We start from the raw sequence: 25,945 nt of genomic DNA, 5'->3' as shown, positions 1-25,945 counted from the left end.
GAGAACCCGCAACATGACGGTTACCGCCAACCAGGTTCTGCGCCCCCGTGGGCCGCAGATCGAACGCCTTACCGACAACCGCGCCAAGGTCGTAATCGAGCCCTTGGAGCGCGGGTATGGGCATACGCTGGGCAATGCCCTGCGTCGCGTGCTGTTGTCCTCGATCCCCGGCTTCGCGATCACCGAAGTCGAGATCGACGGCGTGCTGCACGAGTACACCACGGTCGAAGGGCTGCAGGAGGACGTGCTGGAAGTCCTGCTCAACCTCAAGGACGTGGCCATCCGCATGCACACCGGCGACAGCGCCACGCTGTCGCTGTCCAAGCAGGGTCCGGGCACGGTCACTGCCGCCGACATCAAGACCGACCACAACGTCGAGATCCTCAACAACGACCACGTGATCTGCCACCTGACCAAGGATACGGCGATCAACATGCGTCTGAAGATCGAGCGTGGGTTCGGCTACCAGCCGGCCGCCGCGCGCCGCCGTCCGGACGAAGAGACCCGCACCATCGGCCGCCTGGTCCTGGATGCGTCGTTCTCGCCCGTGCGTCGCGTCGCCTACGCGGTGGAATCGGCGCGCGTCGAGCAGCGCACCGACCTGGACAAGCTGGTCCTGGACATCGAGACCAACGGCACCATCGACGCCGAGGAAGCCGTGCGCACCGCCGCCGACATCCTCAGCGACCAGCTGTCGGTGTTCGGCGACTTCACCCATCGCGACCGTGGCGCGGCCAAGCCGGCCAGCAATGGCGTGGATCCGGTGCTGCTGCGCCCGATCGACGACCTGGAACTGACCGTGCGTTCGGCCAACTGCCTGAAGGCCGAGAGCATCTACTACATCGGCGATCTGATCCAGAAGACCGAAGTGGAGCTGCTCAAGACCCCGAACCTCGGCAAGAAGTCGCTGACCGAGATCAAGGAAGTGCTGGCCCAGCGCGGCCTGTCGCTCGGCATGAAGCTGGAGAACTGGCCGCCGGCCGGCGTCGCCCAGCACGGCATGCTCGGCTAAGCATCCGCACCTGGCCGATGCCGCACCGGCATCGGCCACGGACGATGCATGCCCGGTCGATGGATGGCCGGGCCGGGCTCCACCGAGCCCACGCAAGACCAAGAACGCAAGAAGGCGCAGGCGTCCCGAGGGGGCGGCCCGCGCTGCAGCAAACGCACCACCACGTCGACGGGTCGCTAAGCCCGCGGCGTTGTCCGGTCAGGGACGGCCGGCTCGGACCATCCGCAGTCCATTGTTCAACGCCAGGACGGCGACAGCGATCTCCAGCAGTTTCAACCTTCCATAGGAACCAAGACCATGCGTCACCAGAAATCCGGCCGCAAGTTCAACCGCACCAGCGCCCATCGCCAGGCGATGTTCTCCAACATGGCGGCCTCGCTGTTCAAGCACGAGCTGATCAAGACCACCTTGCCGAAGGCCAAGGAACTGCGTCGCGTCGCCGAGCCGCTGATCACCATCGCCAAGGTCGATGGCGTCGCCAACCGCCGTCTGGCCTTCTCGCGCCTGCGCGACAAGGAAGCGGTGGGCAAGCTGTTCGTCGAGCTGGGCCCGCGTTACCAGTCGCGTCCGGGCGGCTACCTGCGCATCCTGAAGTGCGGCTTCCGCGCCGGCGACAACGCGCCGATGGCGTACGTCGAGCTGGTCGATCGCCCGACCGCGATCGCCGAGGAAGTGGCCGAGTAACTCCGGCCCGCACCGCGTCAGCAAGAAGCCCGGCATGTCCGGGCTTTTTTGCGTCTGCGGCAGCGGTTTTGGCCGTGCCCAGGCGCACACCGCCAGGCCGCTGGGCGCGCCGACGCACGGCACATGGTGGCGAGGCGGGCGATGGCGGATAATGCGCGGATCGTTCATGTGAGCCCGACCCGATGAACCCGTTACGCTGGAGTTTCCGCGCGCAGTTCCTGCTCGGCTTTCTGATCTGCGCCGGGCTGCTGGGTTATGCGATCTACGTGCAGGTCCAACTGGGCATCGAGCCCTGTCCGCTGTGCATCTTCCAGCGCATCGCGTTCGCCGCGCTGGGGTTGATGTTCCTGCTCGGCGCCTTGCACGGCCCGGCGCGCAGCGGCGGGCGCAAGGTCTATGGCGTGCTGGCGTTCCTGGCCGCGGGCATCGGCGCCGGCATCTCGGCCAAGCACGTGTCGGTGCAGCTGTTCCCCGATCCGATGGCCTCGTGCGGGCCGCCGCTGAGCTTCCTGCGCGAGACGCTGGGACCGTTCGAGGTGCTGCGCCGGGTGCTGACCGGGACCGGCGACTGCGGCAACATCGATTGGCGCTTCCTGGGCCTGTCGATGCCGATGTGGTGCCTGATCTGCTTCGTCGGGCTGGCGCTGTTCGCGCTGTATGCCGGCTTCAAGGCGCGGCGGCGGTCGCTGCACTGAGGCCGGAGCGGCGCGCTGGCGCTGCGGTTCTTGGGCTAAGCCAAGTGGGTTGCGGTGCATCCACGCCCGGCGGCGCCTGCTGGCCGGAGATCGCGTCCCTGTAGGAGTCAACTGTCATGCAGAAGCGATCGCAGGGGGGCTGTAAGGTGCCTGATCGCGTGCGATGGCGTTGAGCCATCGCAGGTACTTGTGCATGCACGCGACGATGGCGACCTTGGCGGGTTTGCCCGCGCTGGTCAGGCGTGCGTAGGTGTGTGACAGCGGCGAGCCTGCACGGATCGCGGCCCAGGTGGCCATGTACAGCACCCGCCGCACGTCGGCGCGTCCGCCCTGGATGCGGCGTTGGCCGTGCCAGCGGCCGCTGTCTCGATTGAACGGCGCCAGCCCGACCAAGGCGGCGATCTTGCGCGGTGGCACGCTGCCCAGCTCGGGAAGCCGGGCCGCCAGGGTGGCGCGCAGGATCGGGCCAAGCCCAGGCACGCTCGGCAAGCGTGAACAGGCCGCACCGACCTGGGCGATTTGCCGGGAGATCTCCTTGATGCGCTGTTGCAGCAGCGCGATCACCTCGAGCCACTGGCCACGCACCGCCTCGCAGGTCACGTGCTCCAGGCACCGGCGCTGCGCATCGCGCTGGGCGACCAGGGTGCTGCGCAGGTGAAGCAGTTTGCGCAGCGCCTGCACTGGCGCAGGCAGCACGGCAGTGGGCTGACTGGGGAGGCATTGGGCCGCCACGGCCAGCAACCGCGCATCCAGGGCGTCGGTCTTGGCCTTGAGCCCCAACGCGTGCGCCAGCGCCCGGGGGCGCTGGGCAGACAGTCGGAGCACGGGCAGGCCAGCCTGTGACAGCACTTGCAGGACCGCCCGTTCGTAGCCGCCGCTGGCTTCCAGCACGATCCGCTCGCATCCCAGCGAGGCCAGCCGCAGGGCCAGGCGGGCCTGCTCCTCGGGCGTATTGGCCTGGGTCCAGTCCAGCCCGTCCGGCAAGACATGAATGGCCAGTTCGGCCTTGGCGACATCAATCCCGACAAAGCGTTGTAGCGACATGGACGTTCTCCGCAGTAGACTCAGGGACGAGAGATCTCCTGCCGATGCCCATGCTTGTCGGTTCGAGCTCGCGGTCAGGCAACTGTTCGGGCTTGTGGGGCAGGAGAAACGGAGTGCGGCGGCCCTGACTCCTACCCGTGCTTGCGACGCACTGCGACTTAGCGGCCTGCCGCACTCCGCTCTCACCTCAACGATAGACCCGTAGAAGACACAAGCGACTTCAGTCGCGACAGGCGTTACCGGTAGAGCCCGTCGCGACTGAAGTCGCTCCTACATGGGGGAGCCTGTCGATGCCGATGTGGTGCCTGATCTGTTTCGTGGCGCTGGCGCTGTTCGCGCTGTATGCCGGCTTCAAGGCGCGCCGGCTTGCTGACCTGAGTGTGGCCAGGGGTCGTCTGGAGGGGCCGAGAAGCCGTAGGGTCGCGTGTTCGACCACGGCCTTGCTGGTCTTTGGCAGCGCTGCCTGCGGCAAGCGGAGCGGGGCCTGGACGGCGATACCTGTGGGAGCGACTTCAGTCGCGACGGGCTCTACCGGTAACGTCCGTCGCGACTGAAGTCGCTCCCACAACACCGTGTGGGCTGCGACTGCATGGGGCCTATCCAGCGGAGTTCGGCTGCGCGGGCTGGCGCGCCCGGTTTCGGGACTTGAGCGACTCGCGACTGCACGCGACCGCCGTGCAGCAGCTCTCTTCTCATCGTATCCAGCTTCCTATCGCATCCAGGCCGGCCCGTCCCACGGGCGCGGCCTGTCTGCGCACCTGCCTCAGAAATCCTGCTGCAGGCTCAGGTACACGCCGCGGCGCGGCGCCCATTGCGGCGCGAATACGCCGATGCCGCCTCCGTCGCGCAGCTGGTAGGCGCGATCGAGCACGTTGAGCACCGCCACCTGCGCGTGCAGCGGGTGCGCGCTGAGCGCGAAGTCGTGGCCGGCGCTGAGGTTCAACTGGAAGTACGAGGGCAACTCGCCGCCATTGGGCACGGTGTCGGTATCGGTGCGCAGGCCGCTGCCGAACAGGTAGTTGGCGCCGATCCGGCTGTCGTCGGCGATCGCGTAGCTGATGCCGCCGGAGGAGGTGAACTTCTGGTCGTGGTCCAGGTGGATCCAGTTGTCGTAGGCATAGGCCAGCGCGTCCGGGTCGAAGTTGTACAGGCTGGTCATGACCCGCTTGCCCATCGCCTTGCTGTAGGCGACGTTGAAGTAGGCGGTGACCGGCCCATTGCTGTAGTCGGCGCTGAACTCGGCGCCGCGGATGCGGCCGTAGCGGTAGTTGAAGGTGGAATACACGTAGGCGGCGCCGAACTGGCCTTCGTCCTGCAGGCGGTCGGCCTTGCGGTAGTAGGTGTCCAGGCCCAGGGTCAGGTGCTCGTTGACCACCTGCGAGATGCCCAGGTCGTAGTAGTCGCTGCGCTCGCTCAGCGGCGTGGTCGCGCCGCCGGCGGTGGACTGCTGGTTGGTGGTGCCGTCGTACAGGGCGATGTCGCTGGTGGAGATCAGCTCGCTCGCCGGCGGGGTGAAGTAGCGCGCGTAGCCGGCGTGCACGGTGGTGTCGGCGCTGGCCTGCCAGACCACGCCCAGGCGCGGGCTGAGCTGGCCTTCGGTGGTGCCGAAGGCCTTGTAGCGATCGCCGCGCACGCCGTAGTTCACGGTCCAGTCGTCGCCGATCTTCCACTCGTCCTGCAGGTACAGCGCGTAGGTGCTGGCGTGGAAGCGGCTGGCGTCGGCAATGAAGATCGGCACGTTGCTGGTCTGGTTGCCGTCGGCATCGGCCGGGAACACGTAGGAATTGTTGCTGGCGATGGCGTGCTCGAAATTGCCGTACAGGCCGTAGCGCAGGGTGTGCGATTCGCCGAGCGGGGTGGAGAAGTCGGCCTGCACGGTGTTGGCGCGGTTGCTGCGGTCCACCTGCGAGGCGACGCCGTTGAAGATCAGGTCGCCGGCGACGTCGGGCGAGAACGCCACGCTGCTGTAGCGCTGCCCGGCCGACAGCTGGTAGCTGGTGGCGCCGAGCGAGCCCTGCAGCACCAGCGTGCCGAAGCGGGTGTTCTCGCGCTGGTTCTCGTCGAGCTTGGAGGAATCGAAGTCGGTGGTGCCCAGGTAGTCGTACGCCGGCGTCTGCCCCGGATTGTTCGGGATCTGGAAGCGGTTGTTGGCATAGCCGACCAGCAGGCTGAGCCGGGTGTTCTCGTCGATCAGGTAGCTGAGGTCGGCGAAGCCCTTGCCCTGATGGGTCTTGTCGTGCTCGGGGTCGCGGCTGTTGACCGGGTTCTCCAGGCCGAGCTTGTTCTGCTCGTAGTCGCCGGTGACGAACCAGCTCCAGCGGCCGCTGCTGCCCCACCAGGAGGCGTTCGGATTGAGCGTGCCGTAGGAGCCGCCGGTGATGCCGACGCTGCCGCCGTTGCCCAGTTCCACGCCGCTCTTGGTGGTGATGTCGACCACCGCCGCGGTGCGGTCGCCGAACTGCGCCGGCAGCGCGCCGTCGAGCAGCTTGATGCTCTTGATCGTGCGCGGGTCCAGGCTCTGGCCGAAGCCGGAGATGGACTCCGGAATAAGCACGCCGTTGATGCGGTACTGCAGGTTGGCGTGGTCGCCGCGCACGTGGATGCCGCCGTAGGAATCCTGGACCACGCCCGGCGCCTGCAGCAGCACCTGGTTGAGCGGGGTGGAGGCGCCCAGCGGCAGCCGCTCGATGTCCTCGGCGGTGATCGCGTACTGGCTGCTGCCGATGTCCGGCGACAGCGCGTTGCGCGCCGCTTCCAGCTTGGCGGTGACGGTGACCGCATCCAGGTCGGTGGTGCGTTCGGGGCCGGCGTCGGCGCTGGCCGCATCGGCGGCGAACGCGAGGCCGGGCGCGGCCAGCAGGACGAGGGCGATGGCGGTGGAGAGGGGGCGGGGCGTCATGGCGTGGGCGAGACCTGGGGAGGGGAAGGAAAAGATTTGTTATGTAATAACATTCTGCTTTCGCGGTGGCGTTGGCGTAGGCCGGAAGTCATGTCTGGCATGCATGCTTTGCCTGCCGTTCATGTGCTTGCCGCTGCAGCGGCCACGGCGGCGCAACCGCGTCACTCAGTGCTTTGCGTCGCGGCCTGGCTCTGCGAACATCGCAGGCTGCCAAGGAGTCCTTTCATGAACCTGTCCGTCCCCGCCGCCGCGCCCGAATCCACCCAGCCGTCCTGGGCGCCTGCCAGCTGGCGCGGCAAACCCGCGCTGCAGATGCCGGTGTATCCGGACGCGCAGGCGCTGGAGGCGACGCTGGGCGAATTGCGCCACCTGCCGCCGCTGGTCACCTCGTGGGAGATCTTCGCGCTGAAGAAGCAGCTGGCCGAGGCGCAGGAAGGCAAGCGCTTCCTGCTGCAGGGCGGCGACTGCGCGGAGAACTTCAGCGATTGCGAGTCGGGCACGATCTCCAACCGGCTCAAGGTGCTGTTGCAGATGAGCCTGGTGCTGGTGCACGGGCTGCGCCTGCCGGTGGTGCGGGTCGGCCGCTACGCCGGCCAGTACGCCAAGCCGCGCTCGGCCGATACCGAGACCCGCGACGGCGTGACCCTGCCCAGCTACCGCGGCGACGTGGTCAACGGCCCGGAGTTCACCGCGCAGGCGCGCGTGCCGGATCCGCGGCGGATGATCACCGCGCACTCGCGCTCGGCGATGACGATGAATTTCGTGCGCGCGCTGATCGACGGCGGTTTCGCCGACCTGCACCATCCCGAGTACTGGAATTTGAGCTGGGTCGGCTATTCGCCGCTGGCCGAGGACTACCAGAAGATGGTGGCCTCGATCGGCGACGCGGTGCGCTTCATGGAAACCCTGTCCGGCGCGCAGCTGTACAACCTCAACCGGGTCGATTTCTACACCTCGCACGAAGCGCTGCTGCTGCCGTACGAGGAGGCGCTGACCCGCGAGGTGCCGCGGCAGTGGGGCTGGTTCAACCTCAGCACCCACTATCCGTGGATCGGCATGCGCACCGCGGCGCTGGACGGCGCGCACGTGGAGTATTTCCGCGGCATCCGCAATCCGATCGCGATCAAGGTCGGGCCGTCGGCGCAGTCGGACCAGCTGCTGCGCCTGATCGACGTGCTCAACCCCGAGGACGAACCGGGCCGGCTGACCTTCATCCACCGCATGGGCGCGGCGCAGATCGCGCAGAAGCTGCCGCCGCTGCTGGACGCGGTGAAGCGCGACGGCCGCCGCGTGCTGTGGGTGTGCGATGCGATGCACGGCAATACCGAGAGCACCAGCAACGGCTACAAGACCCGGCGCTACGACAACGTGCTGGGCGAGGTGGAGCAGTCGTTCGACATCCATGCCGCGGCCGGCACGCGGCTGGGCGGCGTGCACCTGGAGCTGACCGGCGAGGACGTCACCGAGTGCACCGGCGGCGCGCGCGAGCTGACCGAGCGCGACCTGGAGCGGGCCTACCGCTCCAGCGTGGATCCGCGGCTGAACTACGAGCAGTCGCTGGAGATCGCGCTGGCGATCGTGCGCAAGCAGAACGGGCGCAGCGTGCCGCTGAGCACGGACTGACGGCGCGCTCCCTCGGTCACCGCAGCGCGCTTGCTGGTGCGCTGCGTGCGCCAGGTGCCGATGTCGTGGCGATGGCGCTCGTCGGCGCGCTTGAAGTCGTCGATATCCGACGCCGCGAATGCAGCTGCAGCGCGCGTGTCGCGGCCTGCGATGGGGGGCTGGTTGGCGATGTCGGCGCCTCGGGTCTTGGCAGGCGCCGCGTCTGCCGCGTCCAGCTTCGGACGTAACTGAGGACGCATCATCCGCAGCGGCGGCTGCGGGCCGTTGGCGAGTTGCTTGTCGCCGCTCAGGAGCCGCGCACGCTGCGATCGCGCACACCGGTCATGGACTGCGCCAGGAACGGGGCGCCGCTCGCCCGCGATGCGCCTGTCGCGGATGTGCGCCGTGCGATGGCGCCGCGATCGTACAGCGGCACAGCGCTCGACATCGCGCTCATGCCTGCTTTGCGAGACTGTCGCGACTCCTCCCCCCTTCAAGGAGCGCATCTTGAACCTGGATCTCGACTGGATCCCCTGGCGCGCCTATACGCTGCCGATCGGCGCGGCGGTGGTGCTCGGCTTCCTCGCCTGGTGGCTGTTGCTGCGCATCGCGCAGCGCATGCGCGGGCGCGACTATCGGCGCGCGCGCATCGTCCGCGTGGTCAGCGTGCCGATGGCCTTCCTGCTGCCGATGCTGATGCTCAGCTTCGCGCTGGAATCCACCCCGCTGGACGAGCGCGCGCTGACCGACCTGCAGCATCTGCTGCACATCGGCATGATCGCCTGCGTGACCTGGCTGCTGGTGCGCGGCGCCGCCGCGCTGGAAGCGGCGATCCTGCGCAGCTATCCGATCGAGGTGGCCGACAACCTGACCGCGCGCCGCGTGCAGACCCAGACCCGGGTGCTGGCGCGGGTGGCGATGGGCACGATCATCCTGCTCGGTACGTCGGTGGTGCTGCTGACCTTCCCTGCGGTACGGCAGATCGGCACCACGCTGCTGGCCTCGGCCGGCATCATCGGCCTGGTTGCCGGTATCGCCGCCAAGCCGGTGTTCGGCAACCTGATCGCCGGCCTGCAGATCGCCCTGACCCAGCCGATCCGGCTCGACGACGTGGTCATCGTCGAAGGCGAGTGGGGCCGCATCGAGGAGATCGGCAGTTCCTACGTGGTGGTGCGCATCTGGGACGAGCGGCGCATGGTGGTGCCGTTGACCTGGTTCATCGAGAACCCGTTCCAGAACTGGACGCGCAGCAGCGCCGACCTGCTCGGCACCGCGTTCCTGTGGCTGGACTACCGCACGCCATTGCCGCAGTTGCGGGCCGAGCTGGAGCGGATCTGCAGGAGCGAACCGCTGTGGGACGGACGCGTCTGCGTGACCCAGGTGACCGAGACCAGCGAAAGCACGATCCAGGTGCGCCTGCTGGTCAGCGCGCGCAATTCCGGCGATGCGTTCGACCTGCGCTGCATCGTGCGCGAACGCATGATCGACTTCCTGACCCGCGAGCACCCGTACGCCTTGCCGCGGATGCGCGCGGAGATCGCCTCGGAAGCGGCGCCGCCGTCGCGGCCGGCCCCGGCGGCGTCCCTGGATTCGGCCGCGATGCGCTCGCCCGGCGCCGAGGATGGCGCGCCGGCGGCGACAGCGGTGCCCAATGCGGGCGAGCCGAAGCCGGGTACGGCATAGCGTTGGGTTGTGCAGTGTCTTCGTGCGGTCGCGCTGCAGCGCCCTTGCGTTGCAGGTGGCGTATCGCTCGCAGGCAATGAACAGGCAATGCAACCTGTAGGAGCGGCTCTGCGTGGCCTCGGGCCATCAGCCGCGACCAGGCGTTACCGGTAACGCCCGGTCGCGGCTGAAGCCGCTCATACAGAAGCTTTCTTCGCCAACCGTCTGTTGATGTGTTGCCGCCTTCTCGTTGCGGCGCTATTCGCTTTACGGATGCTCAGTGGCCTGCGGCAGCGTCGGCAGAAACGTCGGTGGCGTGCGTGCGCGGCTGCGCTGTTCGTAGGCGTAGCCCAGTTCGATCAGGCGCGGTTCGCTCCAGGCGCCGCCGATGAAGATCAAGCCCAGCGGCAAGCCGTCGCTGGCGCCCATCGGCACGGTCAGGCTGGGATAGCCGGCGACCGCCGCCGCGCCGTAGCTGGCGCCGGGAAAGTCGTCGCCATGCAGCGGGTCGGTCTTCCAGGCGCGGCCGGTGGTCGGCGCGATCAGCACGTCCAGCTGCTGCGCGCGCAGTGCCGCGTCGATGCCGTCCGGGCCGGCCAGGCGCCTGGCCTTGGCCCGTGCCGCCAGATAGGCCGGATCGTCGAGTCCGCCGGTGGCCTGTGCCCGTTCGAACAGGGCCTGGTCGAACGGTGCCAGCTCGCGCTCGGCATGCGCGCGGTTGAACGCGATCAGCTGCGCCAGGGTGCGCAGCGGCGCCTGGCGGCTGTCGAGGTAGCGCTCCAGCCCGGCCTTGAATTCGGTCAGCAGCACGGTCAGTTCGGCGTCGTCCCATTGCCCGGCGCTGGGGATCCGCGCATCGACCACCGTGGCGCCGGCCGCACGCAGTACGGCGACGGCGCGTGCCTGCGCCGCGGCGATGTCCGCGGTCTGGGTCAGCGGCGAGGGCAGCAGGCCGATGCGCGCGCCGCGCAGCGCGTCGCGGCGCAGGTGTACGCCGTAGTCGTAGCCGGGTGCGCGCGGCGCCGCGGCGGTGGCCGGATCGGCCGCGTCGGCCGCAGCCAGCACGGTCAGCAGCGTCGCCGCGTCGGCGACGCTGCGGGTCATCGGCCCGGCGGTGTCCTGGCTGGCGGAGATCGGGATGATGCCGTCGCGGCTGACCAGGCCCACGGTCGGCTTCAGCCCGACCAGGCCGTTCACCGCGGCCGGGCAGACGATGCTGCCGTCGGTCTCGGTGCCGATGCCGGCCGCGGCCAGGTTCGCCGACACGGCTACGCCGGTGCCGGCGCTGGAGCCGCAGGGATTGCGGTCGAGCACGTACGGGTTGCGGGTCTGCCCGCCGCGCGCGCTCCAGCCGGAACTGGAGGCGCTGGAGCGGAAGTTGGCCCATTCGCTGAGGTTGCTCTTGCCCAGGATCACCGCGCCGGCCTGGCGCAGGCGCTGCACCAGGAAGGCGTCGTGCTGCGGATGGAAGTCGGCCAGCGCCAGCGAGCCGGCCGAGTTGGCCATTGGCCGCGCATCGATGTTGTCCTTCAACACGATCGGGATGCCGTGCAGCGGGCCGCGCAGATGCCCGGCGCGGCGTTCGGCGTCCAGCCGGCGCGCTTCGTCCAGGGCCTGCGGGTTGCGCTCGATGATCGCGTGCAGCGCCGGTCCTTGCCGGTCCAGTGCGTCGATCCGTTGCAGGTAGGCCGCGGTCAGGCCGGCGCTGTCGAGCGTGCCGCGCGCCATCTGCGCCTGTAGCGTGGCGATGTCGACCTCGGCATGCACGAATGCGGCCGACGCGGGCGCTGGCGAAGTCGCGGCGGGATCGGGCAGGGCGCCATGCCGGCAGCCGGCGAGGGCGCCGCACAGCAGCAGGGCGGGCAGCAGACGCATCGGCACGGTCCCGGGGAGGCGTTCTCCAGGAGGCTACGCAGCGCCAGGGGGAATGGCAAACCGCTGCGGACGCCAGGCCCGCAGAACGCTCAGACGGCAGGACGGCGCCGGCGCCGGACCAGGTCGCGGGCCAGGATGCCGACCACGGCGAGATTGATCGCCAGCACCGCCCAGGACGCCCAGCCGGGATGGCGCACGATCGCGTAGATGTCGAACGGCAGATAGATGGCCGCGGAGATGCAGCCCAGCATCGACGCCCAGGCCTTGGCGCGCCACAGGCCCCAGGCTTCGACGATGTGCAGCACGCCGTAGGCGAGCATGCCGGCGGCGGCCAGGTGCACCGCGCCGGGATTGATCATGGTGAGCAGCGACGGCAGCGCGCCGTGCTCGGGGTCCAGGCTGAAACGCACGATCAGCCGGCCCACCGCCGCGCGCAGCGGCAGCGGGCCCATCAGTTCCAGGCCCGTGGCCGCGAGCACCGCGAGCAGGCCCTTGCCGGCCTCCAGCAGTGCGATCAGGTGCAGGCCCGGATGCGCATGCGGATCCGGGTTGTACGCCTTCTTGCTGGCCACGGACGTTAGGCGATCAGCCGCCGCGACCGGCGCGCTTGCGATCGCTTTCGGTCAGGAACTTCTTGCGCAGGCGGATTTCCTTCGGGGTGACTTCGACCAGCTCGTCGTCCTCGATGAAGTCCAGCGCCTGCTCCAGCGTGTACTTGATCGCCGGGGTCAGCTTGATCGCATCGTCCTTGCCCGAGGCGCGCATGTTGGTCAGCGGCTTGGTCTTGATCGCGTTGACGGTCAGATCGTTGTCCTTGGAGTGGATACCGATCAGCTGGCCTTCGTACACGTTGTCGCCTTCGGCGGCGAACAGGCGGCCGCGCTCTTCCAGCGGCCCAAGCGAATAGGCGGGGGTGGCGCCGGCGGCATTGGCGATCATCACGCCGTTCTGGCGCTTGGCGATGGCGCCCTGTTCCTTCGGGCCGTAGTGGTCGAACACGTGGAACAGCAGGCCCGAACCCTGGGTCAGGGTGCGGAACTCGTTCTGGAAGCCGATCAGGCCACGCGCCGGGATCATGTAGTCCAGGCGCACGCGGCCCTTGCCGTCCGGCTCCATGTTCTTCAGCTGGCCCTTGCGGATGCCCAGCTTCTCCATCACGCCGCCCTGGTGCTGCTCTTCGATGTCCACCACCAGCTGCTCGACCGGCTCCATCAGCTTGCCGTCGATCTCCTTGACGATGACTTCCGGGCGCGACACCGCCAGCTCGAAGCCTTCGCGGCGCATGTTCTCGATCAGCACCGACAGGTGCAGCTCGCCGCGGCCGGAGACCAGGAACTTGTCCGGGTCCGACCCTTCCTCGACCTTCAACGCGACGTTGTGCAGGGTCTCGCGCTCCAGGCGCTCGCGGATCTGGCGGCTGGTGATGAACTTGCCGCCGCTGTGTTCCTTGCTGCCGGCGAACGGCGAGTTGTTGACCTGGAAGGTCATCGAGATGGTCGGCTCGTCCACGGTCAGCGCCGGCAGCGCTTCGGGGGTGTCCAGCGCGCAGATGGTGTCGGAGATGCTCATGTCGGCCACGCCGGAGATGGCGACGATGTCGCCGGCCTCGGCCTCTTCCACTTCCACCCGCTCCAGGCCCATGAAGCCGAGCACCTGCAGGATCTTGCCCTGGCGCTTCTTGCCTTCGCGGTCGACGATGCTGACCGGCATGTTCTTCTTGACCTTGCCGCGCTGGATGCGGCCGATGCCGATCAGGCCGACGAAGTTGTTGTAGTCCAGCTGGCTGATGCGCATCTGGAACGGACCGTCCGGGTCCACCTGCGGCGGCGCCACGTGCTTCATGATCGCTTCGTACAGCGGGGTCATGTCGCCTTCGCGCGCGCTGTCGTCCAGGCTCGCGTAGCCGTGCAGCGCCGAGGCGTAGACGATCGGGAAGTCGAGCTGCTCGTTGGTCGCGCCGAGCTTGTCGAACAGGTCGAACACCTGGTCGATGACCCAGTCCGGACGCGCGCCCGGGCGGTCGATCTTGTTGACCACCACGATCGGCTTGAAGCCCATCGCGAACGCCTTCTGGGTCACGAAGCGGGTCTGCGGCATCGGCCCGTCCATCGCGTCGACCAGGATCAGCACCGAGTCCACCATCGACAGCACGCGCTCCACTTCGCCGCCGAAGTCGGCGTGTCCGGGGGTGTCGACGATGTTGATGCGGTTGCCCTGCCAGGTGATGGCCGTGTTCTTGGCCAGGATCGTGATGCCACGTTCCTTTTCCTGATCGTTGCTGTCCATCACGCGCTCGGCCAGCACCGTGCGCTCGGAGAGGGTGCCGGACTGCTTCAGCAGGCAGTCGACGAGGGTGGTCTTGCCATGGTCGACGTGGGCGACGATGGCGATATTGCGAAGATTTTCGATGGACATGCGAAAGGGGGCCAACCGGCGCCAGAAAGGAAGGAGAGTAAGCCCCCTATTATACCTGCATCCCGGCGCGCCTGCCGGTTCAGGATTCTGCGGCCGGGGGGCGGGGCCGTTCAGTCCCGGAATCGGGGGCCGGAAGCGGGCCAAACGGGCCGCCGTGTATCCTATGCGCCCCAAATGACGCCCCCGTTTCCAAGGAATCCCATGTCCCTGATCGCCCATTTCGACACCGCCCGCGGCCCGATCAAGATCGAGCTGTACCCCGACAAGGCGCCGCTGACCGTGGCCAACTTCGTGAACCTGGCCAAGCGCGGCTTCTACGACGGGCTGAACTTCCACCGCGTGATCGCCGACTTCATGATCCAGGGCGGCTGCCCGGAAGGTTCCGGCCGCGGCGGCCCGGGCTACCGCTTCGAGGACGAGACCAACAACGGCGTGCGCCACGAGCGCGGCGTGCTGTCGATGGCCAACGCCGGCCCCAGCACCAACGGCAGCCAGTTCTTCATCACCCACACCGCCACCCCGTGGCTGGACGGCAAGCACACCGTGTTCGGCAAGGTGATCGAAGGCCTGGACGTGGTCGACAGCGTCGCCCAGGGCGATGCGATCAACAAGATCACCATCGAAGGCGACGCCGATGCGGTGCTGGCGGCCAAGGCCGACCGCGTCGCCGAGTGGAACCGCCTGCTCAGCGCCTGAGTGCCGCCGCGACCGGCCGTGCCGGCCGGTCGCAAATGGCCTGCGTGCTAACATTTCCCGGTTGATTGCCGCGCCCGACCCTCGATGACGATGCGTCCCCTTTTGCTGTGCATGTTGCTGCTCGGAATCGGTGGCGGCGTGCACGCGTGGTGGCGCAGTTCGGAGGCGACCTCGGCGCCGGCGACGCTGGCGGCCGGCGATCCGCGGCTGCTCACCGGCGCCGACGGCATCGTCATGCTGGCCGCCGACTGGTGCGGCTATTGCCGCCGGCAACAGGCCGATTTCGAGCGTGCCCAGGTCCGCTACCGCGTGCTCGACGTGGAGCAGGAGGAAGGCCGCCTGGCCGCCGCCGCACTGGGCCGCGAAGGCGTGCCGATCACCGTGATCGGCCAGCACGTGATCGACGGCTACGACACCGCCGCCCTGGACGCGCACCTGCAGCCGCTGGGCTACCGCGTCTACTGACCCCCTTATCCCTTTTTTAGCAGAGGAACCCCCCATGAAGACACCCGTACGTGTTGCTGTGACCGGCGCTGCCGGCCAGATCGGCTATGCCCTGCTGTTCCGTATCGCCTCCGGCGAGATGCTGGGCAAGGACCAGCCGGTGATCCTGCAGCTGCTCGAGCTGCCGATGGAGAAGGCCCAGGCCGCGCTGAAGGGCGTGATGATGGAGCTGGAAGACTGCGCGTTCCCGCTGCTGGCCGGCATGGTCGGCACCGACGACGCCGAAGTGGCGTTCAAGGACGCCGACGTCGCCCTGCTGGTCGGCGCGCGTCCGCGCGGCCCGGGCATGGAGCGCAAGGACCTGCTGCTGGAGAACGCCAAGATCTTCACCGCGCAGGGCGCGGCGCTGAACAAGGTCGCCAGCCGCAACGTCAAGGTGCTGGTGGTCGGCAACCCGGCCAACACCAACGCCTACATCGCGATGAAGTCGGCGCCTGACCTGAACCCGAAGAACTTCACCGCCATGCTGCGCCTGGACCACAACCGCGCGCTGAGCCAGCTGGCCGGCAAGCTGGGCAAGCCGGTCGGCGGCATCGAGAAGCTGGTGGTGTGGGGCAACCACAGCCCGACCATGTATCCGGACTACCGCTTCGCCACCGTCGATGGCGCGTCCATCGCCGATGCGATCAACGACCAGGACTGGAACGCCGGCACCTTCATCCCGACCGTGGGCAAGCGCGGCGCGGCGATCATCGAAGCGCGCGGTTCGTCCTCGGCCGCCTCGGCCGCCAACGCCGCCATCGACCACGTGCGCGACTGGGTGCTGGGCAGCAACGGCAAGTGGGTGACCATGGGCGTGCCGTCCGACGGTTCCTACGGCATCCCGGAAGGGGTGATGTTCGGCTTCGCGGTGACCACCGAGAACGGCGAGTACACCCTGGTCAAGGACCTGCCGATCGACGACTTCAGCCAGAAGTACATCGACAAGACCTTGGCCGAGCTGGAAGAAGAGCGCAGCGGCGTGGCGCACCTGCTGGGCTGATCGCTGCGATCGAGGTGCGGAAGACGCCGGGCTCGCCCGGCGTTTTTCTTTTGCGGGTATGCGCGCGCGACAACAGCGCTAGACTGCGCGGCCTGGAACGAGCATGGAGCGCACGATGCATCAACGGATATGGGGCTTGCTGTTGTTGTTGGCGGCTGGAGTGGCGTGGTCCGGCTCGGCCAAGGCCTGGCAGTCCTGCCAGGACGTGGTTGTCGGCATGTACAACAACCAGCCGGTGATGCAGAGCCAGTGCACTTGGCTGGCCGGCGCGGTCGCGCTGGATCCGGCGACCCGCGCGATGGGCTCGGTATGGAATTACAGCGATGCCGACCAAGCCAAGGCCGCCGCCGCGCGCGACTGCGGTCCGTCATGCGTGGTGGTGAGCTTCTACGACGACTACTTCTATTTTGCTGCCTCGGACGAGGATGTCATCGGTTACGCCTCGACGGCGGAAGCGGCGCTGCGGCAATGCGAGCTCGCCAAGCCGGGCGTCCACTGCGACGTGGTCGTCTCGGCCGGCAGCGGCGGCCGCGCCGTTTATTGGCAATTCAATGCACTGGGCTACAACGGTACCCAGCAGAAAGCCTATGCGGTCAGCGGCGGCGTGCGTCGCGGCGATGCCCGCCAGGCCGTGTTGCAGGCCTGCGGTGGCGAGGCGGCATGCTTCGCCTACGTGCATCAGCAGCCGCATGCGGCGATGGCGCTGGGCGACGACGGCAAGCTGTACGCAGCCGAGGGCAGTAGCGCCTGGCAGGCGCGGCGTGCGGCGAAAAAGTACTGCTCTGGCGAGCAGAGCAAGAAGGCCAAGTGCGAGATCGTGGCCGAGACCAGCAAGGCCGCTTCCTAGCTTTCGGGCTGGCCCGCGCCGGACGGGCGGCTGGCGCGCCCCCAGGCAGGTCGGGGGGCGCCACGCTCGCGCGGCGGCGATGGTCGCCGCTGCATCACCATGCCACGACTGCGCGCGACAGCCAGCCTCTGCGGTATGTCTTCGCCGTTCGGCCGACCATGACGTTGCACCCGCGCGCGCCGGTTTGCGGGTGTGCTAGGTTTCCTCGGCCATTCATTTGGGGAAATAGCATGACGCGCGCTGCGTACCGCTGGATCGGAGGGCTGGCGCTCGCCAGCCTGTTGCCGCTCGCCGCCAACGCCGCGGACGGCGGCTATCGGCAACCGCCGGAGCCGCTGCTGGGGGTGATGCGCGCGCCGCTGAATCCGTCGCCGCGGCTGGATCCCACCGGCAAGACCCTGCTGCTGGTGCAGCGCACCCAGTATCCGCCGATCGCGCGCGTCGCCGAGCCGTACCTGAAGCTGGCCGGGGTGCGCGTGGAGCCGCGCAGCCACAGCCGCCACGACATGTCCAACGGTTACGGCATCCGCGCCTGCCTGGAAGGTTTCAGCCTGGTCGACGTGGCCAGCGGCAAGCAGACCGCGGTGACCCTGCCGGCCGGCGCCTGCCCGGCGCTGCCGGTGTGGTCGCCGGACGGGCGCCGCTTCGCCTTCAACAACACCGCCGCCGACCGCGTCGAACTGTGGCTGGGCGACGTCGCCACCGGCAGCGTGCGCCGCATCGACGGCGTGCAGCTCAACCCGGTGCTGGGCGGCGAGATCCAGTGGCTGGGCGGCAGCGACACGCTGCTGCTGAAGACCGTGCCGCAGGACCTGGGCGCGGCGCCGCGCAAGGCGGCGGTGCCGCCCGGCCCGGAGGTCAAGGAAACCATCCAGGGCAAGGGCGAGAGCAGCACCTACGAGGCGCGCGACACGCTGTCCAGCCCCGAGGACGAGGCGCTGTTCACCTACTACGCCACTTCGCAACTGCTCAAGGTCGATGCCGCCAGCGGCAAGCAGGCCAAGGTCGGCGCGCCGGCCGTCTACACCACGGTCGATGGCGCGCCCGACGGCCGCCACGTGCGCGTGGAACGGCTGCAGCGGCCGTATTCCTACGTCACCACCTATGCGCGGTTCGCCCACGACGTGGCGGTGCTGGACCTGGCCGATGGCAGCGAGCGCGTGCTGGCCAAGCTGCCGGTCGCCGACCGGGTGCCGGTGCAGGGCGTGCCGACCGGCCCGCGTGCGTACGCCTGGCGGGCCAACCAGCCGGCCACGCTGGTCTGGGCCGAAGCGCTGGACGGCGGCGACTGGAAGGCCAGCGTGCCGGCGCGCGACAAGCTGCTGACCCTGGCGGCGCCGTTCACCGGCAAGCCGCGCGAACTGGCCAAGGTAACCCAGCGCTACGCCGGCCTGAGCTGGTTCGCCCAGGGCGGGCAGGCGCTGCTGGACGAGTACGACGAGAACCGCCACTGGCGCCGCACCACGCTGCTCGACGCGGATCGCCCCGGCAGCGCCGGGCGGGTGCTGTTCGACCTGTCCACCGACGACCTGTACGCCGATCCCGGCATGCCCGAACTGCGTCGCCTGCCCAATGGCGAATACGTGCTGCGCGAGGACAACGGCGCGCTGTTCCTGAGCGGGCAGGGCGCCACCCCGACCGGCGACCGTCCGTTCCTGGACCGCTACGCACTGGCCGACGGCAAGACCCAGCGCCTGTTCCGCAGCGACGCCACGGTGGACGAAGCCTTCGCCGGGTTCGCCGGCGACGACACCACCCGCCTGCTGACCTGGCGGCAGTCGCCGAGCGACCCGCCCAACGTCTACCTACGTACGCTGGGCCAGCCGCAGCCGGCCGCCGCGGCGGGCGAGGCGGTGGTCGCCTCCGGCCTGACGCCGGTGACCCGCTTCCCCGACCCGACCCCGCTGGTGCGGCAGATCAAGAAGCGGCTGGTGACCTACAAGCGCAAGGACGGCGTGGAGCTGTCGTTCACCCTGTACACGCCGCCGGGCTACAAGGAAGGCACGCGGGTGCCGGCGATCCTGTACGCCTATCCGCTCGACTACGCCGACCCGTCCAAGGCCGGCCAGGTCAGCGGCGCCAACGAGCGCGACTTCACCCGCCTGAGTTCCTATCAACTGTTGTTGCTGGCCGGCTACGCGATCATCGACGACACCGCGTTCCCGATCGTCGGCGATCCCAAGACCGCCTACGACACCTATCTGCAGCAACTGGTGGACAACGCCAGCGCCGCGGTGGACAAGGCGGTGGAGCTGGGCGTGGTGGACCGCGATCGGATCGGCGTCACCGGCCACAGCCACGGCGCGCTGATGGCGGCCAACCTGCTGGCGCATACCGACCTGTTCCGCGCCGGCGTGGCCACCAGCGGCAGCTACAACAAGACCCTGACCCCATTCGGCTTCCAGAGCGAGCGGCGCTCGTTCTGGGCCGCGCCGGAGGTGTACGCGCAGGCCTCGGCGTTCTTCCACGCCGACAAGATCAACGAACCGCTGCTGATCGTGCACGGCATGGACGACGCCAACCCGGGCACCGAGACCACCCAGGCGCCGCGGCTGTTCCAGGCGATCCGCGGCAACGGCGGCACCGCGCGCTTGGTGCTGCTGCCGTTCGAACCGCACTGGTACACCGCGCGCGAGTCCAACGAGGACGTGGTGGCGGAGATGCTGGAATGGTTCGACCGCTACGTGAAGAATGCGCCGCCGCGCGCAGCGGCGGCGAAGGCGGAGGCGCAGAAGCGGTAGTCGGGCGGGCCATGGCCGCGCCTTGCTATCCCGGTACGGACATTCCCGTCCGCCGCGGCGACCTGGTCAGGTGGTTCGACGACGAGAGCCCGTCCACAGTGCTTTTTGTGGTCAGTACCGGGGACTTTCCGCCGGAAGAAGACGCGGCCTCGAGGGAATGGTTTCAGTCGGAGTTCGGCGCAGGGGTGATGATCGACACGGCACGCGCTGGTCGGGTGCTGGAGTCGGAGGACTGCGCGAACCTGACATTGCTGCGCTCGGTCGATGAAGGCGCCTGACAATTCCTCCAGGCCAATGCCGCTCCGCGGCGGGGCTTGATTCAGGCGTTCGGCCGCCCGCGCCGTTCGACCAAGGTCGGAAGGACGCCCGTGCCGCGCAGGGACTATGCTCGGGGCGGTGCATCGCCTTGGGAGGGGCGGCATGGACTACGCGACGCTGTACCGGCGCTCGATCGAGCAGCCCGAAGAGTTCTGGGCCGAACAGGCCAAGGCGATCCACTGGCAGCGGCCGCCGCAGACCATCCTGGAGTACGACGACCCGCCGTTCCGGCGCTGGTTCGGCGGCGGGCTGACCAACCTGTGCCACAACGCGGTGGATCGGCACCTGCCCGAGCGCGCCGCGCAGCTGGCGCTGGTGGCGGTGTCCAGCGAGACCGGGCAGACCCGCGAATTCACCTATGCGCAGCTGCACGCCGAGGTCAACGCCTTCGCCGCGGTGCTGCTGCGCCTGCACGTGCAGCGCGGCGACCGCGTGGTGATCTACATGCCGAACATGGCCGAGGCGGTGTTCGCGATGCTGGCCTGCGCGCGCATCGGCGCGGTGCACTCGGTGGTGTTCGGCGGCTTCGCCGCGCACAACCTGGCGCTGCGCATCGACGATGCGGCGCCGAAGCTGCTGATCGCCGCCGATGCCGGCAGCCGCGGCGGCAAGGTGATTGCGTACAAGCCGCTGATCGACGCCGCCTGCGCGGAAGCCAGCGCGCCGCCGCCGAAGGTGCTGATCGTCTCGCGCGGGCTGGATCCGGCACAGCCGCGCATCGACGGGCGCGACGTGGACTACGCCGATCTGCGCGCGCAGGTCGGCGACGCGCAGGTGCCGGTGACCTGGCTGGAATCCAACGAACCCAGCTACCTGCTGTATACCTCCGGTACCACCGGCAAGCCCAAGGGCGTGCAGCGCGACGTCGGCGGCTATGCGGTGGCCCTGGCGCTGTCGATGCGCACGGTGTTCGATTGCGCGCCTGGGCAGGTGATGTTCTCCACGTCCGATGTCGGCTGGGCGGTCGGCCATTCGTACAACGTGTACGGTCCGCTGATCGCCGGCTGCACCTCGCTGCTGTACGAGGGGTTGCCGGTCAATCCGGATCCCGGCGTGTGGTGGGCGCTGTGCGAGAAATACCGGGTGCGCACCATGTTCTCCTCGCCGACCGCGATCCGCGTATTGAAGAAACATCCGGCCAGCCACATCCGCGACCACGACCTGAGCGCGCTGCAGTACCTGTTCCTGGCCGGCGAACCGCTGGACGAGCCGACCGCGCTGTGGATCGGCGAGGCGCTGGGCAAGCCGGTCATCGACAACTACTGGCAGACCGAGACCGGCTGGCCGGCGCTGACCCTGCTTCCTGGACTGGAGATGCGGCCGGTCAAGCCGGGCTCGCCGGGGTTTCCCAACCTGGGCTACAAGATGAAGATCGTCGACACGCAAGGCGTCGAGGTGCCGGCCGGACGCAAGGGCGTGCTGGTGATCGAACCGCCGTTGCCGCCCGGCTGCATGACCACGGTGTGGAACGACGATGCGCGGTTCCTGCGCAGCTATTTCAGCCATTTCGAGGAACTGCTGTACAGCTCGCTGGACTGGGCGATCCGCGACGACGACGGCTATACCTTCATCCTCGGCCGCACCGACGACGTGATCAACGTCGCCGGCCATCGCCTGGGCACGCGCGAGATCGAAGAGGCCATCGCCAGCCATGCGCAGGTGGCGGAAGTGGCGGTGATCGGCATGCACGACGAACTGAAGGGGCAGGTGCCGGTGGTGTTCGCGACGCTGAAGACGCAGGCGGCGCCCGATGCCGTCGCCGGCGTCGCCGAGCAGTTGCGGCAATGCGTGGTCGAGCGGCTCGGCGCGGTGGCGCGGCCGGCGCAGGTGTACCTTGTGCAGGCGTTGCCGAAGACGCGTTCGGGCAAGTTGCTGCGGCGTTCGCTGCAGGCCTTGGCCGAGCAGCGCGATCCCGGCGACCTGTCGACGCTGGACGATCCGGGCGCGCTCGACGAGATCCGTCGGGTGTTGGGACGCTGAGGCCGCGCCGCGCGCCTGCATCGCGCAGCAACCGCGCCGGCTGCCGCTGACGCGCAACCAGGGGAGGGCGGGGAATGAGCGAGCGTTATGCCAAGACCGAAGCGGGACGGCAGGAGATCGCGGACCGCGCGCGCCGCTTGCCGGCGCAACTGCGCTCGATCCTGCTGGTGGTGGACGGGCAAAAGGACGACGCCGCGTTGCAGCAGATCGTCGCCGGCCTGCATGCGCCGGAAGATGCATTGGCGCAGCTGCAGCAGATGGGATTGATCCGCCGCGGCGGCGATCCGTCGGCGCCGCCTTCGCCTGCGACATCGGCATCGGCATCGAGCGCGCCGCCGCCCGCGTCGGCGGCGACGGTAGCCGGTGCCGTCCACGCCTTGGCGCATCCAGCCGATGCGCCGGTCTCGCGCGAAGCGGCGCAGCGCTATTCGCAGCTCTACGAAGCGATGAGCGAAGCGGTGCGCCAGCACCTGGGACTGAAGGGCTATTTCATGCAGTTGAAGATCGAGCGCTGCAGCGATGCCGCCGCGCTGGAAGCGCTGCTGCCGGAGTTCACCGCCACGCTCGGCAAGGCCAAGAGTCCGGCGCTGGCCGCGCGCTGGCTGCAGGACACGCTTGGCGCCGATCCGCAGTAGTCGCAATCAAGCACCGATTTCGCGCGATGGCGATGCGGAGTGCGATGGGGCAGATGCAGTGCTTTGCCGTTGTAGGAGCGGCTTCAGCCGCGACAGGATCCATCAGGAAGTCCTGTCGCGGCTGAAGCCGCTCCTGCAAATTCGTTTTCGCGCAGGCAAAGCGGAAACGCATCGCGCTAGCGGCGCGGACTCAATTCAGCCCTTCGGCCTGCAGCGCCGCCTGCACCTGCGGATCGGCCGCCATGCGTTCGAAGAAACGCTGCAGGTTCGCGCCGAGTTCGATCTTCAGCGCGCGCGCCCAGCGCAGGGTGACGAACAGATACGCGTCGGCGATCGAACGCTGCGCGCCGGCGAGCCATGCCTGCGTCGCCAGTTGCGCGTCCACGCGCGCGTACAGCGTGCGCAGGCGCTCGCGCGCATGGTCCTGGGTGCGCGCGATCACCGCCGCGTCTTCCAGGTAGCGCGTGCTGCCGAACAGCGGATGGAAGGCCGGGTGCACGTCGGCATTGACGAAGGCCAGCCAGCGCTGCACGTCGGCGCGGCTGCGCGCGCTGCCGTCGCCGGCCAGCTGTGCGGCTGGTGCGCGATCGGCGAGGTAGTTGAGGATCGCCGAGTTCTGGGTCAGCACCCAGTCGTCCTCCTGCAGCGCGGGCACCGCGCCGGCGGGATTGACGGCGAGATAGGCCGGCGCCTTCATCGATGCGGCGTCGAGCAGTTCCAGTTCGAACGGCAGTTGCGCCCAGCGCAGCACGATGTGATCGGCCAGCGAACAGGCGCCGGGCTTGGCATACAGTTTCATTGCGGACTCCGCACGAACAAAGGGCCGGGAAGCGTACCCGGCCCTGCGTGCAGTTGGCGATAGCGCCGCGACCCGGTCAGGACGCGTTGCGCGGCCGCAGTTTCTGCACGCGGTAGAACGTGTGGTCGCCGATCGTCGCCACCTGGTAGGCGTTGCGCCAGCTCGGGCTGGCGATCGCATGCGCGGCGAAGTGGCTGGCGCCGGGCACGATCTCCTTGCGCTGGCCTTGCGGCAGCGCCCAGTTGCGCTCGGCGGCGAAGGCGACGTTGACCGCATCGGCCCAGGCGTCGTCGTTCTTCAGCTCGGTGCCGGGTTTCACCAGCCCGGGCGCGAACTGCTTGCGCGCGGTGACCACCTGGCACATCGAGTTGCCCCACAGGCCGCTGTCCAGGCGCCGCAGCGCCACTTCGGCGACCGCCTGCTGGCCGCGCAGCGTCTGGTCGCGCGCTTCCAGGTACACGGTGGTGCTCAAACACAACGAATCGGCGGCGGGTTGCGGCAACAGCTGCGACAGCCAGAGTATCCAGGCCAGTTTCATATAACTCCTTGCTCCGTATGGGCCGTCATCGGGGCTGCGCCGGGTGGCGCGGCAAGGCGATGCGGCTTGGCGTCATGGGGAGGCGGCCTGTCACGGGCCGCCCGGGTGCCGGCGCAATCTGGAGGCCGGCGGATCCGCCAAGATGGGCGAATCGTGAAGTGGCGCGCACAATAGGCGGCATTCACCCAATCGGAACTGAACCGCTGTCATCGGTGCCGCTGGCACCCTTGCCTTGCGCGGAGCCGGGCCGGGCCTTGCCCGGCACGATCACCGACCGACGGCCGTTGGCGCGGGAATGCGCTGAAGCGTCGCGGATGCAGCGTGGATCGCGCCTGCCGGCCGTTGCCGCAGTGTCCGGCGCGCAGCCGGATTGCATGCGGCGGTCGGGACGGTGGTGTTGCAGCGCGGTTCGAGCAGTCGCGTCTAAGAGCTTTTGCGGATATGGCGGCCGCCGCCGCGCCGGATGCGCGCTACGGAAATTGCCCGCGCTGCATGAGCAGCGCATACACCTTGACGACCGGTTCGCGGTGAGCGGCGAGCTGGTCGAGCCTCAGCGCCCGGTCGGGCCATCGCTGGGCCTGCTCTGCGACCCGGCGCAGGTCGCCGAACCAGGTGTCGTGGTCGCGTTGGTAGTAGGGGCCCGACAGCAACCGGTAGACGATGTCGAAACCTCGATCGCGCGCCGCGCCTGCAGGCGCGTATTCGAGATAGCGCAGCATTTCCAGAAGTTGCGCGCGCTGGATGCGGCCGCTGCTGTCGGAGGCCGCGGCAGCGCCCAGCGGACCGGTACCGATCTGCTCGAGGAATTCGTTCGATGCCGCGGCCAGCGCCGCGTCGGTTGCCGGATTCCGGTCCGCATGCTCGAGCAATTGAGTGCGGATATTGAAGCCGGCCTGGCGGATCAGCGAGACCGCCGCGTCGTTGCCCGGCGAGGATGCGGCCGCGGACGGCGCGGGCTCCCGGATCTGATCGCCGGGGATCTCGGCGACGAAGCGCTGTTCGAGCAGCCAATGGTTGCCGAGCAGGCTCGCCGGACAACGCGGCTGGGCGAGATGGGCTTGGACGTAGCCCCTGTAGGCGTCGTGGAGCCGATCGCGTATCGGCGGCGTGCCGTCCAGGCGTTGCAGCAGCAGCTGGATGTCCGAGGCCACGCTCAATTCGGTGGCGGTGAAGCCTGCATCGTCGCCGCGGACGCGCGCGAACAGCCGGATCAGGCTCTCGCCGATCTGGGCCTCGGCGGCGTCGCCGAGCGTGGGCAGCGCCAGGATCATTTTCAGCGCCGGTTTGACGTCGGTCTCGCGCTGCGCCAGATCGATCCGTTGGCGCAGCGCATTCGCGCGCTGTTCGGGATCCTGCGGCAGCAAGGCCGCGGTCAATTCGTAGGTGGCGCTCGGGTCGTCCACGTAGTCGGCACCGCAGGCAGTCTTGGCGGGCGCAGGCAGGGACGCGAGCAAGCTGCCGACACGCTCCGGCGCGTGCGCGGCGACCAACCGGATCGACCGCGTCTGCAACGAGAGCTGGTCGAGACCGGCGGTGTGCGCATTGCGCAATTCGTCCTCGTTTTCTTCGTCGACATAGCCGACGTTGCCCAGGCCGGGCAGGCGGCGCATGCTCCGCCCGGCGAGCTCGTACGCATGCAACGCCAGGTCGACGGCTGTGGCGGACTGGCCCTTGCTCCCCGGAGCGGTGGGCAGGTCCTTGGCGTCGGCCATGCGCAGCAGGACCTCGGCCTGGAAGTCGGCCGGCAGCGACACTGCCAGGTCCAGCACCGCCTTGGCCGACGGTGGCTCGGGTGCGGCGGCGATGGCCGCTGCCGGACGTGCCGCGTCGGCGTGCGCCGGCGGCTGGGCCGCGGACGGCGTTGCAGACGAAATCCGGCTCGATGGCTGCAGCGCGGAGGCGCCTCCAAGCATCAGCCAACAGGCAATGCCGACGACCGGGGCGAGAACCAGATAGCGGGGAAGGGCGATAGAGCGCATTCGATAGATCCTTGGCGCGTAGGCGCATGCGTTGCCAG

At 68.8% G+C, this 25,945-nt stretch carries 22 protein-coding genes and 1 pseudogene; 14 read left to right on the top strand and 9 right to left on the bottom strand.

The window, feature by feature from the left end; all coding sequences use genetic code 11:
- Window positions 1–13 precede the first annotated feature (13 nt).
- The 3 genes from AB3X10_RS17585 to AB3X10_RS17575 all read left to right on the top strand — a co-directional run bounded on the left by AB3X10_RS17585 (window position 14) and on the right by AB3X10_RS17575 (window position 2,391).
- A complete protein-coding gene (locus tag AB3X10_RS17585; protein ID WP_010340455.1) occupies window positions 14–1,012 on the top strand; it encodes a DNA-directed RNA polymerase subunit alpha in 999 nt (332 codons plus the stop codon).
- Window positions 1,013–1,309: 297 nt separating this feature from the next.
- A complete protein-coding gene (gene rplQ, locus AB3X10_RS17580; RefSeq protein WP_003470628.1) occupies window positions 1,310–1,696 on the top strand; it encodes a 50S ribosomal protein L17 in 387 nt (128 codons plus the stop codon).
- A gap of 182 nt (window positions 1,697–1,878) precedes the next feature.
- Window positions 1,879–2,391, top strand: a complete 513-nt coding sequence (locus AB3X10_RS17575; RefSeq protein ID WP_369976704.1) for a disulfide bond formation protein B — start codon at window positions 1,879–1,881, stop codon at window positions 2,389–2,391.
- A 114-nt stretch (window positions 2,392–2,505) separates the two neighbouring features.
- On the opposite strand, the gene AB3X10_RS17570 is transcribed toward AB3X10_RS17575, so the two are convergent.
- The gene (locus AB3X10_RS17570) at window positions 2,506–3,435 is read right to left on the bottom strand and encodes an IS110 family transposase (protein WP_369976702.1); all 930 of its coding nucleotides are present in this window, start codon (window positions 3,433–3,435) and stop codon (window positions 2,506–2,508) included.
- 284 nt (window positions 3,436–3,719) lie between these two features.
- Here AB3X10_RS17570 and AB3X10_RS17565 point away from each other — a divergent pair.
- Window positions 3,720–3,800 (top strand): annotated as a pseudogene (locus AB3X10_RS17565) (disulfide bond formation protein B); the annotation flags it as partial.
- Window positions 3,801–4,198: 398 nt separating this feature from the next.
- Here the strand turns inward: AB3X10_RS17565 and AB3X10_RS17560 are convergent.
- Complete coding sequence (locus tag AB3X10_RS17560; protein WP_369976701.1) at window positions 4,199–6,334, bottom strand: TonB-dependent receptor; 2,136 nt, start codon at window positions 6,332–6,334, stop codon at window positions 4,199–4,201.
- A gap of 225 nt (window positions 6,335–6,559) precedes the next feature.
- On the opposite strand from AB3X10_RS17560, the gene AB3X10_RS17555 reads away from it, so the two are divergent.
- The gene (locus AB3X10_RS17555) at window positions 6,560–7,957 is read left to right on the top strand and encodes a class II 3-deoxy-7-phosphoheptulonate synthase (protein WP_369976699.1); all 1,398 of its coding nucleotides are present in this window, start codon (window positions 6,560–6,562) and stop codon (window positions 7,955–7,957) included.
- Here the strand turns inward: AB3X10_RS17555 and AB3X10_RS17550 are convergent.
- Window positions 7,879–8,442: a hypothetical protein gene (locus AB3X10_RS17550; protein ID WP_369976698.1), complete on the bottom strand. Its 564-nt coding sequence runs from the start codon at window positions 8,440–8,442 to the stop codon at window positions 7,879–7,881. The two genes, AB3X10_RS17555 and AB3X10_RS17550, sit on opposite strands and share 79 nt — an antisense overlap.
- 7 nt (window positions 8,443–8,449) lie before the next feature.
- On the opposite strand from AB3X10_RS17550, the gene AB3X10_RS17545 reads away from it, so the two are divergent.
- Entirely contained in the window at window positions 8,450–9,619 is a 1,170-nt protein-coding gene (locus AB3X10_RS17545; protein WP_369981879.1) for a mechanosensitive ion channel family protein, read from the top strand.
- Window positions 9,620–9,865: 246 nt separating this feature from the next.
- Here the strand turns inward: AB3X10_RS17545 and AB3X10_RS17540 are convergent, their stop codons facing one another.
- The 3 genes from AB3X10_RS17540 to typA form a co-directional block, all read right to left on the bottom strand.
- The gene (locus AB3X10_RS17540; protein ID WP_369976697.1) at window positions 9,866–11,473 is read right to left on the bottom strand and encodes an amidase; all 1,608 of its coding nucleotides are present in this window, start codon (window positions 11,471–11,473) and stop codon (window positions 9,866–9,868) included.
- Window positions 11,474–11,562: 89 nt separating this feature from the next.
- Complete coding sequence (locus AB3X10_RS17535) at window positions 11,563–12,045, bottom strand: DUF2127 domain-containing protein (protein ID WP_145701681.1); 483 nt, start codon at window positions 12,043–12,045, stop codon at window positions 11,563–11,565.
- A 13-nt stretch (window positions 12,046–12,058) separates the two neighbouring features.
- Complete coding sequence (gene typA / locus AB3X10_RS17530; RefSeq protein WP_064538334.1) at window positions 12,059–13,888, bottom strand: translational GTPase TypA; 1,830 nt, start codon at window positions 13,886–13,888, stop codon at window positions 12,059–12,061.
- A gap of 201 nt (window positions 13,889–14,089) precedes the next feature.
- Here typA and AB3X10_RS17525 point away from each other — a divergent pair, with 201 nt between their 5' ends.
- The 8 genes from AB3X10_RS17525 (at window position 14,090) to AB3X10_RS17490 (ending at window position 22,591) form a co-directional block, all read left to right on the top strand.
- The gene (locus AB3X10_RS17525) at window positions 14,090–14,584 is read left to right on the top strand and encodes a peptidylprolyl isomerase (RefSeq protein WP_369976694.1); all 495 of its coding nucleotides are present in this window, start codon (window positions 14,090–14,092) and stop codon (window positions 14,582–14,584) included.
- 90 nt (window positions 14,585–14,674) lie between these two features.
- A complete protein-coding gene (locus tag AB3X10_RS17520; protein ID WP_369976692.1) occupies window positions 14,675–15,049 on the top strand; it encodes a glutaredoxin family protein in 375 nt (124 codons plus the stop codon).
- A 34-nt stretch (window positions 15,050–15,083) separates the two neighbouring features.
- Window positions 15,084–16,070: a malate dehydrogenase gene (locus AB3X10_RS17515; RefSeq protein WP_039007480.1), complete on the top strand. Its 987-nt coding sequence runs from the start codon at window positions 15,084–15,086 to the stop codon at window positions 16,068–16,070.
- A gap of 103 nt (window positions 16,071–16,173) precedes the next feature.
- The gene (locus AB3X10_RS17510) at window positions 16,174–16,917 is read left to right on the top strand and encodes a DUF4189 domain-containing protein (protein WP_369976690.1); all 744 of its coding nucleotides are present in this window, start codon (window positions 16,174–16,176) and stop codon (window positions 16,915–16,917) included.
- A 230-nt stretch (window positions 16,918–17,147) separates the two neighbouring features.
- Window positions 17,148–19,658, top strand: a complete 2,511-nt coding sequence (locus AB3X10_RS17505) for a prolyl oligopeptidase family serine peptidase (protein WP_369976688.1) — start codon at window positions 17,148–17,150, stop codon at window positions 19,656–19,658.
- An 11-nt stretch (window positions 19,659–19,669) separates the two neighbouring features.
- On the top strand, window positions 19,670–19,936 hold the full coding sequence (locus AB3X10_RS17500; protein ID WP_369976686.1) for a hypothetical protein: 267 nt from the start codon (window positions 19,670–19,672) through the stop codon (window positions 19,934–19,936).
- 142 nt (window positions 19,937–20,078) lie between these two features.
- Window positions 20,079–21,956 carry a propionate--CoA ligase gene (prpE, locus tag AB3X10_RS17495; RefSeq protein ID WP_369976684.1) on the top strand — a complete coding sequence of 626 codons (1,878 nt, stop codon included), beginning with the start codon at window positions 20,079–20,081 and terminating at the stop codon, window positions 21,954–21,956.
- Window positions 21,957–22,030: 74 nt separating this feature from the next.
- Window positions 22,031–22,591 carry a hypothetical protein gene (locus tag AB3X10_RS17490; protein WP_369976682.1) on the top strand — a complete coding sequence of 187 codons (561 nt, stop codon included), beginning with the start codon at window positions 22,031–22,033 and terminating at the stop codon, window positions 22,589–22,591.
- A gap of 190 nt (window positions 22,592–22,781) precedes the next feature.
- Here AB3X10_RS17490 and AB3X10_RS17485 read toward each other — a convergent pair whose 3' ends face one another.
- From AB3X10_RS17485 to AB3X10_RS17475, 3 genes are all read right to left on the bottom strand, one after another.
- Window positions 22,782–23,390: a glutathione binding-like protein gene (locus tag AB3X10_RS17485; RefSeq protein WP_369976680.1), complete on the bottom strand. Its 609-nt coding sequence runs from the start codon at window positions 23,388–23,390 to the stop codon at window positions 22,782–22,784.
- 76 nt (window positions 23,391–23,466) lie between these two features.
- Complete coding sequence (locus AB3X10_RS17480; RefSeq protein ID WP_145701667.1) at window positions 23,467–23,928, bottom strand: cell wall hydrolase; 462 nt, start codon at window positions 23,926–23,928, stop codon at window positions 23,467–23,469.
- A gap of 470 nt (window positions 23,929–24,398) precedes the next feature.
- Window positions 24,399–25,907: a hypothetical protein gene (locus AB3X10_RS17475; protein WP_369976678.1), complete on the bottom strand. Its 1,509-nt coding sequence runs from the start codon at window positions 25,905–25,907 to the stop codon at window positions 24,399–24,401.
- Between the last annotated feature and the right edge of the window lie 38 nt (window positions 25,908–25,945).

Origin of the sequence: Xanthomonas sp. DAR 80977 (assembly GCF_041240605.1) — a bacterium.
Classification (GTDB): domain Bacteria; phylum Pseudomonadota; class Gammaproteobacteria; order Xanthomonadales; family Xanthomonadaceae; genus Xanthomonas_A; species Xanthomonas_A bundabergensis.
This window is presented reverse-complemented; position numbering and strand designations above follow the sequence as displayed.